Source organism: Pseudomonas arsenicoxydans (assembly GCF_006438915.1).
Taxonomy (GTDB): Bacteria; Pseudomonadota; Gammaproteobacteria; order Pseudomonadales; family Pseudomonadaceae; genus Aquipseudomonas; species Aquipseudomonas arsenicoxydans_A.
Map to the genome: position 1 here is coordinate 74,574 of NZ_RCZE01000008.1, position 16,699 is coordinate 91,272.

The window sequence follows — 16,699 nt, forward strand, 5'->3', positions numbered from 1 at the left end:
GTCGCTGTTTTTTAAAAGGAATATTCCTACTCGATAGCGCGAAAATGCGTCGGTTCAAGCGACCACCAACGTGGGAATAGTTGTTTAACCTTGCTCTCGCCAAATCGGTCATCGATGAGCATTACCACCCCCTGATCCTGCTGGGTGCGGATCACCCGTCCAGCCGCCTGCACCACTTTCTGAACGCCTGGAAACAGGTAGGTGTAGTCATAACCGGCACCGAAAATGGCGGCCATGCGGCGTTTAATCTGTTCGTTGATCGGGTTGAGTTGCGCCAGGCCCAGTGTGGCGATGAACGCGCCGATCAACCGTGCGCCCGGCAAATCGATGCCCTCACCAAATGCGCCGCCCAACACCGCGAAGCCGACGCCTTGGCTGTGCGCGGTGAACTGGTCGAGAAAGTCCTGGCGCTGCGCTTCGCCCATTCCACGGGACTGTGACCACAACGTAATGTGCGGGTGACGCTCGGCCAGCAACTGCGCCACTTGCTGCAAATAATCGAAGCTGCTGAAAAACGCCAGGTAGTTACCGGGTCGCTCTGCAAACTGCCGCGCGATCAGCTCGACGATGGGTTCGAGCGACGCCTGCCGGTGGACGAATCGTGTCGAAATCTGGCTGACAATGTGCACCTGCAACTGGTCGGCATGAAACGGTGATTCCACGTCGATCCATACCGTGTTCGCAGGCGTGCCCAGCAGGTCCGCGTAATATTGCCGCGGGCTCAGCGTCGCCGAAAACAGCACGGTGCTGCGCGCAGCGGTCAGGCGTGGGCGGATGAAACCGGCCGGCACCACGTTGCGCAAGCACAGCTGCGACAGCGGGCGCTGGCGGTCGAGGTCGCGTTTGCTGATGTCGAACAGGAACTGTTCATCGAAGAGTTCAGCGACCCGACAGAATTGCAGCATCTCGAAGTAAAAATTTTGCAGAGTGCTGTCCAGCCCCTGTGGGTGATCGTTCAGGTAGTCACCGATGCTCGCGCTGCACGAGAACACAGCCTGGAGCAGTTTTTCCGGCGCCTTGTCGTACGCCTGATACGCACCGGGTTGCTGGTTATGCAGGGCTTTCCATTCCCGATTGACCCGCTGCAGGGACTTTTTCAGCGCTTGCGGCGCGGTTTTGCGCACGCCATTGAGCGTCGACTGATCGAGACTGGCGCTGTACATCTGCCGGCCGCGTTCCACCAGGTTGTGGGCTTCGTCGACCAGCACCGCGACGGTCCAATTGTTGGCTTGGGCGAGCCCGAACAGCAGCGCACTGAAATCGAAGTAATAGTTGTAGTCCGCGACCACCACATCGGCCCAACGGGCCATTTCCTGGCTCAGGTAATAGGGGCAAATCTCATGCGCCAGCGCCACCTCGCGCAAGGCCGCCTGATTCAACAGGCTCAGTGTGCTGGCCGCCTGGCGCGCGGCGGGCAAACGATCATAAAACCCTCGCGCCAACGGGCAGGATTCGCCGTGACAGGCTTTGTCCGGGTGCTCGCAGGCCTTGTCCCGGGCGATCATCTCCAACACTCGAAGTGGCGGCGCATCGGCGCTTTGCAGGATCACCTGCGCCGCATCCAGCGCAAGTTTTCGCCCCGGCGTCTTGGCGGTGAGAAAGAACACCTTGTCGAGTTTCTGCGGCGCCAGAGCCTTGAGCATCGGGAACAGCGTGCCCACGGTTTTACCAATGCCGGTCGGTGCCTGCGCCATCAGGCAGCGCCCGGTGCTGACGGCTTTGAACACTGATTCGGCCAGGTGACGCTGACCCGGACGAAAGTCCGCATGGGGAAACGCCAAGTGCTGCGCCGCCTGATTGCGCGCGTCGCGATGGGCCATTTCCTGTTCGGCCCAGTGCAGAAACAGCGCGCAATGGTGTTCGAAGAACGGCTGCAGTTGCGCAGTGCTGAACGCTTCGACCAGACAGGTTTCCTTTTCGCTGACGATGTCGAAATACACCAGCGCCAGGTTGATCTGCGCCAGCTCCAGCTTGCGACACATCAACCAGCCATAGATCTTCGCCTGCGCCCAGTGCAGCTGCCGGTGGTTGGGCGGTTGTTTGCTCAAGTCGCCGCGATAGGTCTTGACCTCTTCCAGGCAGTTTTGCTCTGGGTCATAACCATCCGCCCTGCCCTTCACCCGCAAGGTTTTGTACTCGCCTTCCAGGGCCACTTCACTTTGATAACCGTCGCTGCGCCTGGACGCGACCGTGCGGTGCCCGACGATGCCTTCCAGCGCCGTCGGTGACGGGGTGAAACGCAGGTCCAGGTCGCCGACCTTGGCGGTGAACTCACACAGCGCCCGTACTGCAATGCTATAGCTCAAGCGCTCTGCTCCGCCCATTGCACGTAACAGACGGCGATGGGCATCTGATGCTCATGACAGAATTCCAGCCAGCGCAATTGGTTGTCTTGCAGGCGGTCGCCCGGGCCTTTGACTTCGATCATGCGGTAGGCTTTTTGCTGCGGCCAGAACTGGATCAGGTCGGGCATGCCGGCGCGGTTGGCCTTGATGTCCAGCAGCAGGCGTTTGAACGAGTGTTTGAGGTGTTCCGCTGGCAGGCAATCGAGCGCCTGCTCCAGCAACGTTTCGCTCAGGACGCCCCAAAACACGAACGGTGACTGCACGCCCCACTTGGCGGCATAACGCTGACGAATCGTCTGCCGGTAACGACCGTCATCGAGTTCGGCCAGGCACGCCTCGAACAACTCGGCACGGCGCGCGCAAAAGTCTTCATTCAACAGGTCCACCGGCCCACGCTGGAACGGGTGGAAGAACGCCCCCGGCAGCGGCGCAAAAATGGCCGGCCAGCACAACAACCCGAACAGCGAATTGATCAGGCTGTTCTCGACGTAATGCACCGGCGCCTGTTCTTCCTCCAGATGTGCCTGTACGTAATATTCCACCGACAGCGCCAGATCGGTTCTGGGCAAATGCAGATCCAGGCGTTGCATGGGCCGCGGGGCGGCTCGCTTGAGCGCCGGACCGCCGAGTTTGCGCCGCAGCCTGGGCAGCACACGCAGTAAATGCTGATGCTCGGTGGCACTTTCCGGCAACTGCTGCGCATGGTTAGCCAGGTCCAGGGCGAGCTGATACTCACCGCAACGTTCCAGCACACGAATCAGCCGCACCCGTGCGCCGGGATAGGCGCAGTCGCGGTAAATCGTCAGCGCGCCGGCGAAATCGGCGATACGCTCGCAGTGCTGACCGATCTGGAACAGCAACTTGCCACGACGACGCTGCAACCACGGATTGCCAAGTGTCAGCCCGTTGACCTGCTCGACGATGGACGCCAGCGGCTCGCCTGCTTCGAAATGCTGCTGGCACTGATGGAGGAACAGGCAGGCGTCCACGTCCTCACGGCTGCGCAAGCCTCGGGATTCGGCACTGAATTCGACTTTTTCATAGGTGAAGATGCCGAGATCGGCCAGCACGAACTCGGACCAGTCCTGATAAAGGTTGCCGAAAAACATCAGTTGAAACCGGTCACACAGGTCCATGATGGTCAAGCTGTACAACCGGTCATTCAATGCCGGGCACCATTGAGCAAAGCTTTGGGGCTCGAGAAAATGTTCGCTCAGCAGCGGCAGCCAATCGCTTTTCCTGCCCTTGGGCTGATCAATCGCAGCGCCAAAGCAGTGAACGATCTCGGCCTTGAGCAGCACATCGAACAGTTCCTCGATGTGCAAGGGCGATACTTGCGAGATCCAGCCTGCCGCCAGCAACGGTTCGGCCGCCCTGACGATGTCACCGATTTCGGCGTAACTCAGTTTGCCGGCCCTGAAATGCACGCCCTTGCGCATCACCATCCGGACCAGCAGCGCACGCGACTGCTTGGGCAGCCGGGTGAAATCACGGATGAACGCTTGTTCTTCTACGCTTAATACATCGGCATAACGATGTTCAAGCCAGTCAAGCACTTGCATGAAGTTATTGAGGTAATAGAACGGATCGTCGAGAGGATTTGCAGTCACAAGGAAAAGCGCCATGGCAAGCGAGTACTGGTTATGCGTACAGATAACAGCTACCCACCGTGCGGCGCAAACGGAAAAAGATAAGCGGCGGCGTTATTCGGTCATTTTCGGGCGGGCATCGAACTTTCTGCCAATCGATGGCACCAACCGGCATAGAGGTTTTTTTCAGCATTGTGAGAGGTGGACATGAACATCAAAACCCTGGGTTTGCCGCTGGTCGCAGCGGCCTTGTTAGCCTTGGCCGGTTGCTCGACGCCAACGGTGGTAACCCTGCAGAACGGCACCCAGTATTTGACCAAGGACATGCCGAAAACCAAGACCAAGGATGGGTTCTACGAGTTCGAGGATATTTCCGGCGCGAAGATCAAGGTCAACGCCAAGGACGTGGCCACGGTTCGCGCGGAAGACTGAGGACGCGGTTTGATCGGATTCCGCGTTATCGTTCTTCGCGAGCAAGCCCGCTCCCACATTTGATATTTGTCGTGTCCAAATCTTATGGCCACAGGCGATCGAATGTGGGAGCGGGCTTGCTCGCGAAGGGGCCCTTACCGGCGCCCCAAAACCATCAGGCAATCACAATCTCTGAGCCAGCCAGACTGTCCAGCCCAACCCCCACCAACGTCACAGAATCCGCACCAAACGTCAGCATCGTGTCATGCCCCACCGAAGTGGCATGCGCGCGAAAGTCATCATTCCCCTCGACCCCGAGAAACACCAGTTTGTCGTGCGCCTGATAACCCACGACCCGGTCCTGGCCAAACGAACCGCTGAACAGGAACGTATCGACCCCGCCGCCCGATTCCATCACGTCATTCCCTGCCCCGCCAACAAACACATCGTTGCCCTTGCCGCCGATCAAATGGTCATTGCCGTCCAGGCCAAACAGCCAGTCGCCGGTCGCCTGCGCCTTGAGCGTATCCGCCCCGCCACCGCCCTTCACCGATGAGGCGTACGCGGTCAAGTTGCTACCGACCGCAAGGCCATTCGCCGTCACGCTGTGCGTCACGTCATCCCTGAACAGCCCCCAGAGAAATCCCGGTTCCTTGCTGACAATGCTGCCGATGTCACGGGTAATGCTGATGCCGCCATTGGCGTCGCGAAGGTACAGCGTGCCAGCGCTGTCATTGGCAAACTCGACGGCTTTCACCGACTGCTGCAACTCCAGCACGTTGTTGCCCGTGCCGCCCAACAGGATGTTGTATCCGCCGCCATCACGGAACGTGTCGTTACCGTCGCGCCCCTCCAGGTAGTCGTTGCCTTTGCCGCCCTGAATCAGGTCGTTGGCGTCGCTGCCGATGATGAACGTGCTGCCCTTGTGGGTTTCGGCGTAGCGATTAAGGTCCTGCACCCAGGTGTTGGTCCGTGCCGGGTCGGACAGATTGGCGACGATGATCGTCGAGTCCTTGCTGGTGAGGTCGTAGAATTTCGAGTCGATCACCCGGTTCATGCCGTCGCCATACGCCGTAGGCAAATGCGAGATCCAGGTCGGAATGTTGAGGATGGAATACGGCAGCACGTTCCACGCCGTCGACGCGAAGTGATCGTTGAAGCTGACGATGTTATCGGTGGCCGATTCTTTGGGCGCATCGTGCACGCCCACCGATGACAGGTTGAACGATGAACCGTCGAGCGCACGAAACACCGGATCGTTTTCATAGCCGACATTGAGCACTTTGTCGGTGGCGCTTTGGGTGGGCGACGCGTAGGCGATGTAGTTGGAATCCTTGAAGAACCCGCCCCACTTGTCCGTGCTCAAGTCCGCCAGGCTGTTGACCGCCAACCCACCGAGGCTGTGGCCACTGACCAGGACGTTTTGACCCGACAGGCCATTGGCCTGGGCAAATGCCACAACGTTGCCAAGCAGGTTGCCGAAGGCTTCGCCGACGTAGTTTTTTGCGTAATCCTTGGGACCCAACGCCGCCAGCAGATCGTTGATCACGTCGCCAATCGAGTCGCCGATCAGAGTTTCCCGCGGGCCGCTGGTGCCGCGAAAGGCGATGCCGATTTCAGTCAGGTGTCCCTGGGCATCGTATTTGCCGAGGATCTCGACTTGCGCCGTGGTGTAGCCGGCCTTTTCACCGAAGAAGGTTCCGTGCACATCGACCTTGCCGTCATAGCCCAGTTGCGAGGCGGTGATGGGTGTCCAGCCAGCTTTGTGCACGGCATCCAGTGCGGCTTTTTCCGAATCGGGGTTCCAGGGAATGCCGGGAATGACACCCTGGGAATCGGTGCCACCGAGCAACGCGGTGACCAATGTCGCGGGCAAGCCCAGGCCAAAACCGTTGTGCTGATAGCCGGTGGCAAAGCCGTTGTCGAGGTTGTGATAGGCATACAGCGTGATTGCCATGGCGTCGGTAAACAACACTTTGGAATCCGCTGTGCTGAAGTTTTTGTAGTCGTACACACCCATTGGTATTGCCTCTCTTTTGTTGGAATTGTCAGAGATGGCTCACAACCGGGACGCCTCGATCACGAAGCACCCGGAGCCTTTAGTGCTTGATCAGAACTGCCAGTCCAGCGTCAGGCCCACGCCTTGGTCTTTCTCGTTGGAACCGATCAGCCCGTTGTAATCCAGGCTCACACGAACATCCTGCGTCACCGCCAAACCGGCGCGGGCACCGATTACGGCGGCGTTGCGATCCAGCGAAACGCTTTGCACGCTGAACGCGGTATTGCCGTTGGCAAATGCCAGGTGATCTTCGGACTGGGTGCTGCTCAGGTTGTGCTGCCAGCCCACGGTGCCGGACAGTTCCACCTGCTGTTTGTCCGACAGGGCGATCGCTTTACTCGCCCGCAGGCCCAGGGTTGAAAGCACGGCATCACGGTTGTCTTCACCGCCCTTGAGCGCGGCGGCATCGCCTTTTTCGGTGAAGCTGTCGCTGTTCAAGTGCACGTAGGCCAGGTTGGCGAACGGTTCCAGCGCCAGTGGTTGCACGCCCAAGCGATACGCCGCTTCGGTGAACAATTGCGCGGTGGTCGCATCGCGTTTGGATTTCTGTTTGCCGCTGACGTCGCCGAATTGCAGGTCACGTTTCACATCGATTCGATGCCAGCTGTAGGCGCCGCCGATGCTCAAGCGCAGGGCGTCGATTTCATGCCCCAGGTACGCGCCCAAGTGATAGCTGTCGACCGAGGCCGACGAATGCGTGCCATCGCCCATGCTCAACGAGCTGTCGCTGTAACCGGTGACGAAACCCAGTCGCGTATTTTCAGTGATCAGACCGTCAACCCCGGCCAGCAAACCGCCGATGGAGCTGTTGGAACTGGCATTGTCATGCCCCCCATCGCTCTTGCCCCAGGCGCCGAGGACTTTGAGCCAGGCGTTGCTGCGGTCATCGGTGGGTGCGGCGGCGTTGAACAGGTCACGCTCTCGCAGGCGTTCGCCGACGGCATCGCGCAGGTAACGGCTGTCGTTGATCAGCAGCGTGCCGATGGCCGGATGAATCTCGCCGGACAGTTGCTGGAAGGCTTGCTGAGCCACGGCAGCGGTGGGCGACAGCAGCAAGGTTTCGTACAGCGCATTGCCGGCGCCGAGTTGCTCGGCAGCCGCGGCGACCGCCCGTTGGTTCGGTGTCTGGCCAACGCTGCTGAACGAGGTGGCGTTGCGTTCTACCGCCAGTAGAATGCCATTGGCCGAGTAATCAAGCGTGCCCCCCAGGAACAGGTAGTTCGGCACCACTGCGCCGAAGCGCCCTTCTATCCCGCCGGCCGCTTGCAGAATGGTGTATTGATGGCCGAGCAGGGATTTCACTTCGCTGGTGGTCAGCAGTGTCGGGCTGTTTTCCAGGGACAGGCTGACTGTGGCGTTGTCGATGACGGCTTTGCCGCTGGCGACGATCTCGTCACTGCTCGTCGGTGACAACTCCACGGCATAGGTCGAGCCGCGCTCGAAGGTCACGTCACCCGCCACGTGCAAGGTCCCGATGGAATTGCCCGGCGCCACGGTGCCGCCGCTTTTGGCGGTCAACCCGCCGATGCGACCGTTACCCCCGAGAATGCCACTGTCGTTGACGGTGACCGTCGAGGCGAGCGAACCATTAATGGCCAGTCGACCCTGGTTGACCAGCGTCGGGCCGGCGTAAGTATTGGCGCCGGTCAGGACCAGCGTGCCGATGCCCTGCTTGGTCAGGCCACCATGGCCGGAAATGTCGTTGCGCCACACGTCGAGTCCGCAATGCACATCCGTGCACACCCGTTCGGTCGGTTTGCCGGCGTCGATGATCGCGCCGATACCTGGCAAGTCAGCTACAAACTGGCTGGAGCCGTAAGCGCCCTGAATGCGGAACTCTTCAGGAATGTCTTGCTCGGTGACGAACATCCCCGGACCATCGATGCCTTTGCGCAGATTGATCATGCCCCAGCCGTACAACGCGTCGACACCCGGTGCCCCAAGGTCGGTGGCCGTGGTGCGCAGCACGCTGGCGACCTGTGCGCCGGTCATGTACGGGAAGCGTTCCATCAGCACCGCCATGGAGCCTGCGACATGCGGCGCGGCCATCGAGGTGCCGTTGTAATTGGCGTAACCGGTGGTGAGGTTATCGGCATTGGTGCCGCCGATGATCGAGCTGTAGATTTTGCTGCCGGGCGCCGACACGCAAAAACTGGCGGTGTAGCCGCAGCGCGACGAAAACGTACTGATGTTGTAGAGGTCCGGGCTGGTGAGGTCCGGGTTCTTCTGCAACGCCGCAACGGTCACCCAGTTCGGCGCAATCTGCGGAATGAAATAGCCGAGGCCGGCGATGGCGTCCGGATTGTTGAGGTTGTAGTCGTTGCCGGCGGCGAAGATCGTGACGATGCCGCTGCGGGCAGCAGCAATGGCGCCGTCATAGGCACCGCCCGGTTTGGTCCCGAGCAGAGGCTGGATCTCGTTGAACTGCAACTGCGCATCCTGCACGGTGAAGTGCGGGTACGCCGGGTTGCGTCCGCCGAGGTCGAAGCGATCGGTAATGCCGATACCCCAGCTGTTGTTGATGATTCGCGCGCCGCTGGCGATCAGGGCATCCCATCCGGCCTTGTACACCGCGCCGTCGTTGCCACGAATAATGCCGTCCTCCGGACCAGGGTCGCCGTTATCGGCGCTGATGATCTGCGCGTTATATGCCACGCCGTGCATCGGCCCGCCATCGCGGCTGCCAGCAGCGATTCCGCCGACGTGGGTGCCGTGGGAACCGAGCTTACCGTCGTAGCCGACCGTGGGGGCGCCGTCATAGCGAAACGCATCCCCGGCTTTGACCGGGATGTACGGGTCGGTGTATTCGCGGATTCCGCTGGTGACCAGGGTGACGACTTTATTGGCGCCGGAAAACTCCGGGTGTTGGGCGTAGACCGGTTGGTCGAAGATCCCCAGCTTCACGCCTTTACCGCTATAACCGGCGGCGTAGGCGTCCTGTGCGTTGATCGCGCCCACGCCCCAATCGGCATTGAATTCGGCGCTGCGCCAGCTGTTGGGGTCGCCTGTGCGGCCGCTTTCCACGTAGGGGGCGGCGTGAGCCTGACCGATTGCGGCCAGCGCGCAGAGCACGGCCAGTGTGTTGTGCTTGTTATTCATCCAGCTACCGTCCTTAGTTGTGTTGCCAAAATCCTTTTTTGCCTTGAAAGGCACCTGCAAACTCACACGCTTGCTGTAGCAGTTGCCGAAGGCTGCTACAGGTCCATCATTGGGTCTTTGGGCCCTGGCCGAACGCTTCGTCGACCTTGGCAAGGTCCTGCTCGCTCAAGGTTCCGGCGTAGTAGTGCAACTTGGTCCAGGCCATCAAGTAGTCGTAGCGTGCCTGTGCCAGATCGCGGCGGGTGGTAAATAGTTGTTGTTCTGCATTCAGTGCGTCCAGGTTGACGCGCTCACCGCCCAAAATGCTTTGCTTGGTCGACACCACCAGCGCTTCGGCTGACACAAGGGCTTTTTGATAGGCACGCAATTTATTCACGCCCGACAGGCAGGCACTGAACTGTCGGCGCAGCTCGATCATGGTTTCCCGGGTCTTGCCGTCCAGTTCGTACTCGGCCTGTTCCATGGTGCGACTGGCCTGACGGGTGGAGGCCGACACCCCGCCACCGGCATACAGCGGCACGTTGACTTCAATGCCGATGGTGTTGGTGTCGTAACGCTGGTTATAGGTGTTGCCGCTTTCCGATTCGTTCTGGCGCACCGAGGCGTAGGCACTGACTTTCGGCAGATGCCCGGCGCGGTTGCGTTCAACTTCGTAACGCGCGACGTCCACCGCATGGCGCTGGGAGGCCAGGTTCGGGTTATTGGCCACGGCCATTTCGTGCCAGGTGTCATAATTGGCCGGTTGCAGGCTGAAGGTCTGGAAGTTCTGGTCCAGCGGCGCCAGGTCGGCGATGTCGATCGTCGGCACGCCAATCAACGCGCCCAGTTCACGCAAGGACGCGTCCTGCTCGTTGCGGGCCTCGATTTCCTCGGCGGTCGCCAGTTCGGAACGGGACTCGGACTCCAGCGTATCGGTGCGCGTGCCCTCGCCTTGGCGAAACATCTGCTCGTTCTGCTGGAACTGCTGTTCGAAGGCTTTCTTCTTGGCCAGCGCAATGTCGATCTGATCCTGAGCGAACAGCGCCTTGGTGTAGTTCTCCAGCACCCGCACCAGCAATTCCTGGCTCTTGCCGCGAAAGGCTTCAACGGCAAACAATGACTGCGCCACACCTTTGCGATACGCGGCGTAGGCTTCGTAATCGATCAGAGGCTGTTGCAGGGTCAGGGTCGAGCCGTAACTGCTGTAGTTGCGGTCATCGGTCTGGTTTTGCCCGCGATCATTAAGGTAAGTGGCCTTGGACGAGTTACGCCCCTTGTTGTAGTTGTAACCCACCTTCGGCAGCAAGCCGGCACGGCCAATGGTGCGGTTTTCCATGCCGGCATCGCGTTCCTTGAGCGCGCCGAGGAACACCGGATCATTACGCAACGCTTGCTCGTAAATGTCGAACGGCCCCATGGCCATCACACTGTTGCACGTCAGCAACGCCAGGGTCGCTGCGAGCAGGGAAAGCTTATTCATACAGCCGAACATCCTTATTCCTCGGTCAACGCGGAACCTGCCCGGTCGAGCAGCGGTTTGAACAGATAATTGAGGAGTGAACGCTCACCGGTACGCACGAACATTTCCGCGGGCATGCCCGGCTTGATCACCAGACCATTGAGCTTTTCCATCGCCTGATCGCTGACGCTGCTGCGTAGAACGTAGTACGGCGCACCGGTTTTCTCGTCGACCATCTGGTCGGCGGAAATCAGGCTGACTTCGCCGGGCACTCGCGGCGTGCGGCTCTGGTTGAACGCGGTGAACAGGATATCCACGGGCAAATGGGTGCCGACCTTGTCGATCAGGTTGATCGGCAAGTGCCCTTCGACTTCCAGCCGAGTGCCCTGCGGGACGATTTCCAGCAAGGTATCGCCCTGACGCACCACCGCGCCTTCGGTGTGCACCCCTAGGTTGACCGCGATGCCATCAGCCGTGGCGACGATCTCGCTGTGTTGCAGGTTGAACCCGGCGGAGGTCAGTTGCTCCTTGAGGGTCACGCTCTTGAGTTGCGCGTCGGCCAGTTGGGTGCGGACGTCTTTCTGATATTCCTCGATGTGCTGTTGCAGCTTGAGCTTCGCTTCGAGGACGCCCTGCTCCACCCGCCCGCTTTCGCCGGTGTTCTCGGCCAATTGCTGCTGCACTTGCGACAGCTGACGCTGGTATTCCATCAAGCGGTTGCGCGCAATGTAGCCGTTGTCCGCCAAGGGCTGAAGGTTGCTCAGTTGTTGTTGCAGCGAGTGGGCCTGGGCCGTCAGGTCGGTACGCGCGCGACGCATGCCGGCCAATTGCGCGCTGGCGCCTTCCATGTTAGCGCGCAACCCGCCTTGCTCACGGAAATAGGCTTCGCGGCGACTGCTGAACAGTTGCCGCTGGCCTTCAAGCACCAGCGCCAGTCGCGGGTCGGCATTCTTGCTCAGTTCGGCCGGGAAATTCACTTGTTTGAGGTTGTCCCGTTCACTTTCCCAGCGCGCGACGCTGGCCCACGCCATGCGGTATTGCGCTTGCAGCGAATCGACGTCGGCCGCGACCTGAGTCTGGTCGAGCTGGAACAGCGGCTGGCCGAGCTTCACCACTTGACCCTCACGCACCAAAATGCGGCTGACCACACCGGGGCTCATCGATTGCACGGCTTTGCGTTTGCCCGACACCACGACCGTGCCTTGCACCGGAATGCCTTGATCGAGCGGCGCGAGACTGGCCCAGGTGAAGAAACTGCCGGCGCCGACGATGGCCAGAATCCAGCCCATGCGGACGAAGAAGCGTGCATCGCGCTCGGGGCGTTCGGCGATGTAGTCGTGTTCCATCATGGCTTCGCTTTCAGTATTCATGCGTGCGCTGCTCATACACCCGAATTCCTTGTCGTGGGCTGATACTGCCGGCTCATGCTGAGCCCGCCCGGTGCCTGCGCGGCTTTTTCACGTTGTTGTTCCTGAGCACCGGACAGTGCCTTGAGCACGTCCTGGCTGGGGCCAAAGGCCTGCAAGCGCCCTTCGTTGAGCACCAGCAATTTGTCGGCCTGGGCCAAGGCTGAGGAACGATGGGTGACCAGGATCACGCTGGTGCCCTGGGCTTTCATGTGCGCGATGGCGCTGGCCAAGGCGGCTTCGCCCACGGTGTCGAGGTTGGAGTTGGGCTCGTCCAGCACCACTAGGCTCGGGTTGGCGTACAACGCACGGGCCAGTGCCACACGTTGTTTCTGGCCACCGGACAAGCCGCTGCCATCTTCGCCGAGCACCGTGTCGTAGCCCTGCGGCATGCGCAGGATCAGTTCATGCACGCCAGCCTGTTGCGCGGCCTCGACGACTTTCTGCGGATCCGTTTCGCGAAACCGGGCAATGTTTTCGGCAATGCTGCCACTGAACAACTCGATGTCTTGTGGCAAGTAGCCGATGTAGGGTCCGAGGTCGTCGCGGTTCCAGCGATGAATGTCCGCGCCGTCGAGCCGAACCGTGCCGCCGAGGGTGGGCCAGACGCCGACCAGTACCCGGGCCAGTGTCGATTTGCCCGAGCCAGAGGCGCCGAGCACGCCCATCACCTCGCCTGCACCGAGGTTGAAGTTGACCATGTGCAGTGTCGCAGTGCGTTGGCCAGGCGGGCCGGCGCTGACTTGTTCGAAAGTGATCTGTCCTTTCGGTGCCGGCAGTGCCATGGCTTCGTCAGTCGGTGGAAAGGCTTGCAGCAACGCATCCAGGCGACGGTAGGCCAGCTTCGCGCCACTCCACTGTTTCCACACGGCAATCAACTGATCGATGGGGCTCAGGACGCGACCCATCAGGATCGAACCGGCAATCATCATCCCGGCAGTCATCTCGCCCTTGATCACCAGCAACGCACCCAATCCCAGCACCAACGATTGCAGGCACAGACGCAAGGTCTTACTTAGGGAACTGATGATCGCGCCGGTGTCACTGGCCTGATTCTGCAAACTGAGAAAGCGCGAGTGCACTTGAAACCAGCGTTTGCGCAACACACCGAGCATGCCCATCGCCTGGATGGTCTCGGCGTTGTGCAAGTGGCTGGTGGCTAATTGGCTGGACTTCTGGGAAAAACCGGCGGCTTCGCCCAAGGGTTTTTTGGTCATTGTTTCGTTGAGGAAAGCGAGGCCGATCAGGACCACAGCGCCCCCCGTCGCAAAAACACCCAGCCAGACGTTGAACAGGTAGATCACGAACAGATAGACCGGAAACCACGGCGCGTCGAAGAAGGCAAACAGCGCGGGGCCGGTGACGAACTGGCGAATGTGCGTCAGGTCGCCCAGGGACTGCCCGGCATTGCCCTCGCCTTTGAGCAGGTTGCGCTCGAACGCGGCTTGATACACCCGCAGGTTGAAGCGTCGTTCCAGTTGGCTGCCGATGCGGATCACGATGAAACTGCGCACGATCTCAAGCAAACCGATGAAGGCAAAAAAGCCGACCACCATCAGCGACAACATGGCCAAGGTCGTTTCGTTCTGCGAAGACAACACACGGTCATAGACTTGCAGCATATAAATCGACGGCACCAGCATCAGTACGTTGATCAATGCGGTAAAACAACCGACGCTGATCAAGATACTTTTATAGTCACCCAATGCCTTGAATAAGGGGGCGGTGGCCGGGCTCTTTGCCATCTTCATGGGGTCATCCTGAGGTGTTATTCCCCGTCATACCTGACGAAGTTTCCATTAACTGTCCGCGCATGCACGGATGTGCGCTTTACGCACGAACGCTTACAAACTAACAACAACTTTAAGTGTGTCAGGTCCTGATAAAGCATCGCGGCATTTTAATTAATGTGCCTGACGCACGAGTGTTATGACCAGGGTGGGGTTCAAGGCGGCTTTATAGGAGCCATCACGTTGGCGACTGAGAAACAAAATCTTCGAACCATCGTTACCGGTGATCGCAATACCGTCCGGCTCGTTAAACCAGCCGATGGCTTTTTCTCCCGCCAGCCATGCGCTTAAACAGTCGGCGCCTTTGCCCAGTGTCAGCTTGAGCTGTAATTCGATGACACAGACGTTGGACGGCTTGTCCTGCAATACCTGGGACGCTGGCGAGTCGTCCCGGCTGCTCAGAGTGGCCAGCCATTTGCCGGCCAGTTCCGCGGGGTCTGCTAATTTCAGGCTGCTCGCCATGGCTGCTTCTCCAAAAAAAATCATCCACGTCGCCAGGAGCCACGCAGTCGTTCTGTTGCTAAAGGCTTTATGGGCCATGGTTGTTTACTCCAGCCTCAGAGGGCGGCACATCGGCGCCGCCCTCCTTGACGCCTTACATCAGGCTGCGATGTCCGAGAACGCCGCCTGGCCTACGGTGCTGACGAGGAAATCCGCCACACCGTGCCCGGAGAAGTCCACCGACAACAGGCTGTTACCGCCCGACGTGGTCAAGACGGCATCGCCGACCGCTCCCGTGAACGAACTCACGAAGTGCAGACCTGCGCCCTTGGTGATACCCGTCAGGTCGATCTTGTCCAGGCCGCTGACAAAGTCGAGGATCTGATCGGCAACACCTGGCTTGGAGTCACTGCTGGCGGCGAACACAAAGGTGTCTGAACCGGCGCCACCCCACAGTTTGTCCGCGCCGCCTGCGCCGTAGAGAATGTCGTTGCCGGCACCGCCCTTCAGCTCATTGGAGACGCCGTTGCCGATCAGCAGGTCGTTGCCCGAACCGCCGATCGCGTTCTCGATGATCGCGCCCTTGGCAATGGACACATTGCCTACCAGGCCACCAACGTCGGAGAACGAGGCCTCATTGAGGTTGATCTTCTGGTTTTGGGTGAAGCCGGAGAAGTCCAGGGTGTCCTTGCCGCCCGCGTCCCACACCGAAAACACCACCTTGTCCGACGACGTAGACGCGCTCAGGAAGTCGCGACCTGCGTTGGAGTTGAAGCCGTAAGTGGTGTCACCGGTTCGGGTGGTGGTGTTGGCGCCGTAGAGTTTCTGGATGGCGGCAATGTCGTCCATCAGCGGGCCGGACGAATACGCTTCGACACCGCCCTTGCTGAAATTCTGGCTGGTATTGCTTTCACTCCAGTAACTCATGACGCTGTAACCGCGGGTGTCTTGCCCGTAGGTGGCGTCGTTGTAAGTCGGCGCGCCTTCACCGGCGTTGTAGTCACCAGGATGGGCCAGGCCCAAGGTGTGACCGATTTCGTGAGTGAGGGTTTGACGACCGTAGTTGTTCAGGTCCGGCGTCTTGTTCGGCGTATAGCTGCTGTTGGTCAGGTACCAGGAAGCCCCGTCGTAACCCGCGCCCGTGCCCGGCAGATAAGCGAATGCCGCAGCGCCGTCCTGGCCACCGCTGTAGTTGCCGAAGGTCATGTGACCGTCGCCTCCCGTGGCCTTCTCGGCGAAGGTGACGTTCGCGACATCGGCCCAGGATTGCATGGCGAGCACTGCCTGGGCTTTTTGCTGGGCGCTGAACTGACTGAAGCCGGTAATCCCGTGCTTGTTCATGGTGCTCGACGACGCCGAAGTCAGGAACGTGTAGGTCAGTTCGATTTTGCCGTTGCCGTCCTTGTCCTGGTAGGCAGCACCGTCGCGCAGCAATTGGGTCGCTGCCTGGTCGACGGAATAGGAGGGTTTGCCATTGACCGTGAGATTGCCGCCGCGGTCAGACTGATGGCTGAAGCTGTCGATCTGGCTGTAAGCAGAACTCGGTGCAGCCAATGCATGCGAGGGGGCAAATGCCTGTTCAGCAAGATCAATAGCGTTGTTTTTTACTTTCGACATAAACACACTTCCTTGTTTGGCTATGGAACAGTTTTTTGTCAGATAGCGACAATCTCTGGCGAGATCGTCCTATCACTCGCCCAATGAAGGCGAAAGAAAACTGACACAATTCGAAATCAAAGGTCTACATTTTTTTTGACGTCAAATTGTGCTGTTCCAGCAAGTGCCCGGAAATAATGCCTGCGGTGTCGAAAGTTTGTTCGGGTCTATGTGCGTTTGCGCAAATTGTCTGACGATTTGATATTTAAATATTAAATAGGGATAAGTTTGTTGGGCTTATAAATATGAGTGCCACTGCATTGATATCAGTTAGGCTTCGGGTTAGCCACAACATATCGAGCAAGCGACTTTACGTCCTCCTCCCGCCGAACCTCCCGATCGTGATACGCCTTCTGCCAAAGCCGCCCTCGCCGCCCCAAAAGCCCGATTGACCGCCAAAAACGGCTGCCGCTGGTGAACGACAACCGTTAATAAGTAAATGCGCGCAGATTCCGAAAAACGTCC

At 59.6% G+C, this 16,699-nt stretch carries 10 protein-coding genes and 1 pseudogene; 1 reads left to right on the forward strand and 10 read right to left on the reverse strand.

Features of this window, described 5'->3' with window-relative positions; translation table 11 throughout:
* Window positions 1–26: 26 nt before the first annotated feature.
* Together EAH78_RS17780 and EAH78_RS17785 are read right to left on the reverse strand one after the other, a co-directional pair.
* On the reverse strand, window positions 27–2,306 hold the full coding sequence (locus EAH78_RS17780) for an ATP-dependent DNA helicase (protein WP_140668658.1): 2,280 nt from the start codon (window positions 2,304–2,306) through the stop codon (window positions 27–29).
* Window positions 2,303–3,970 (reverse strand): VRR-NUC domain-containing protein, encoded by a 1,668-nt coding sequence (locus EAH78_RS17785; RefSeq protein ID WP_140668659.1) that lies wholly within the window; start codon window positions 3,968–3,970, stop codon window positions 2,303–2,305. Before EAH78_RS17785 ends, EAH78_RS17780 begins: the two co-directional genes overlap by 4 nt.
* A gap of 171 nt (window positions 3,971–4,141) precedes the next feature.
* Here EAH78_RS17785 and EAH78_RS17790 point away from each other — a divergent pair, with 171 nt between their 5' ends.
* Window positions 4,142–4,366: a YgdI/YgdR family lipoprotein gene (locus tag EAH78_RS17790; RefSeq protein WP_140668660.1), complete on the forward strand. Its 225-nt coding sequence runs from the start codon at window positions 4,142–4,144 to the stop codon at window positions 4,364–4,366.
* 154 nt (window positions 4,367–4,520) lie between these two features.
* Here EAH78_RS17790 and EAH78_RS17795 read toward each other — a convergent pair whose 3' ends face one another.
* From EAH78_RS17795 to EAH78_RS33395, 8 genes and pseudogenes are all read right to left on the reverse strand, one after another.
* Entirely contained in the window at window positions 4,521–6,365 is a 1,845-nt protein-coding gene (locus EAH78_RS17795) for a polyurethane esterase (RefSeq protein WP_140668661.1), read from the reverse strand.
* A 90-nt stretch (window positions 6,366–6,455) separates the two neighbouring features.
* A complete protein-coding gene (locus EAH78_RS17800) occupies window positions 6,456–9,503 on the reverse strand; it encodes an autotransporter serine protease (RefSeq protein ID WP_140668662.1) in 3,048 nt (1,015 codons plus the stop codon).
* A 106-nt stretch (window positions 9,504–9,609) separates the two neighbouring features.
* Window positions 9,610–10,974, reverse strand: coding sequence for a TolC family outer membrane protein (locus tag EAH78_RS17805; protein ID WP_140668663.1), 1,365 nt, complete (start codon window positions 10,972–10,974; stop codon window positions 9,610–9,612).
* A gap of 2 nt (window positions 10,975–10,976) precedes the next feature.
* Window positions 10,977–12,326: an HlyD family type I secretion periplasmic adaptor subunit gene (locus tag EAH78_RS17810; protein ID WP_140668664.1), complete on the reverse strand. Its 1,350-nt coding sequence runs from the start codon at window positions 12,324–12,326 to the stop codon at window positions 10,977–10,979.
* Window positions 12,323–14,098, reverse strand: a complete 1,776-nt coding sequence (locus tag EAH78_RS17815) for a type I secretion system permease/ATPase (RefSeq protein ID WP_140668665.1) — start codon at window positions 14,096–14,098, stop codon at window positions 12,323–12,325. The genes EAH78_RS17810 and EAH78_RS17815 overlap by 4 nt, the downstream gene beginning before the upstream one ends.
* Before the next feature lie 153 nt (window positions 14,099–14,251).
* Window positions 14,252–14,677: an AprI/Inh family metalloprotease inhibitor gene (locus EAH78_RS17820; protein WP_140668666.1), complete on the reverse strand. Its 426-nt coding sequence runs from the start codon at window positions 14,675–14,677 to the stop codon at window positions 14,252–14,254.
* Window positions 14,678–14,737: 60 nt separating this feature from the next.
* Window positions 14,738–16,195: a serralysin family metalloprotease gene (locus tag EAH78_RS17825; RefSeq protein ID WP_140668667.1), complete on the reverse strand. Its 1,458-nt coding sequence runs from the start codon at window positions 16,193–16,195 to the stop codon at window positions 14,738–14,740.
* A gap of 305 nt (window positions 16,196–16,500) precedes the next feature.
* Window positions 16,501–16,614: pseudogene (locus EAH78_RS33395) on the reverse strand (REP-associated tyrosine transposase); the annotation flags it as partial.
* Window positions 16,615–16,699: the final 85 nt, after the last annotated feature.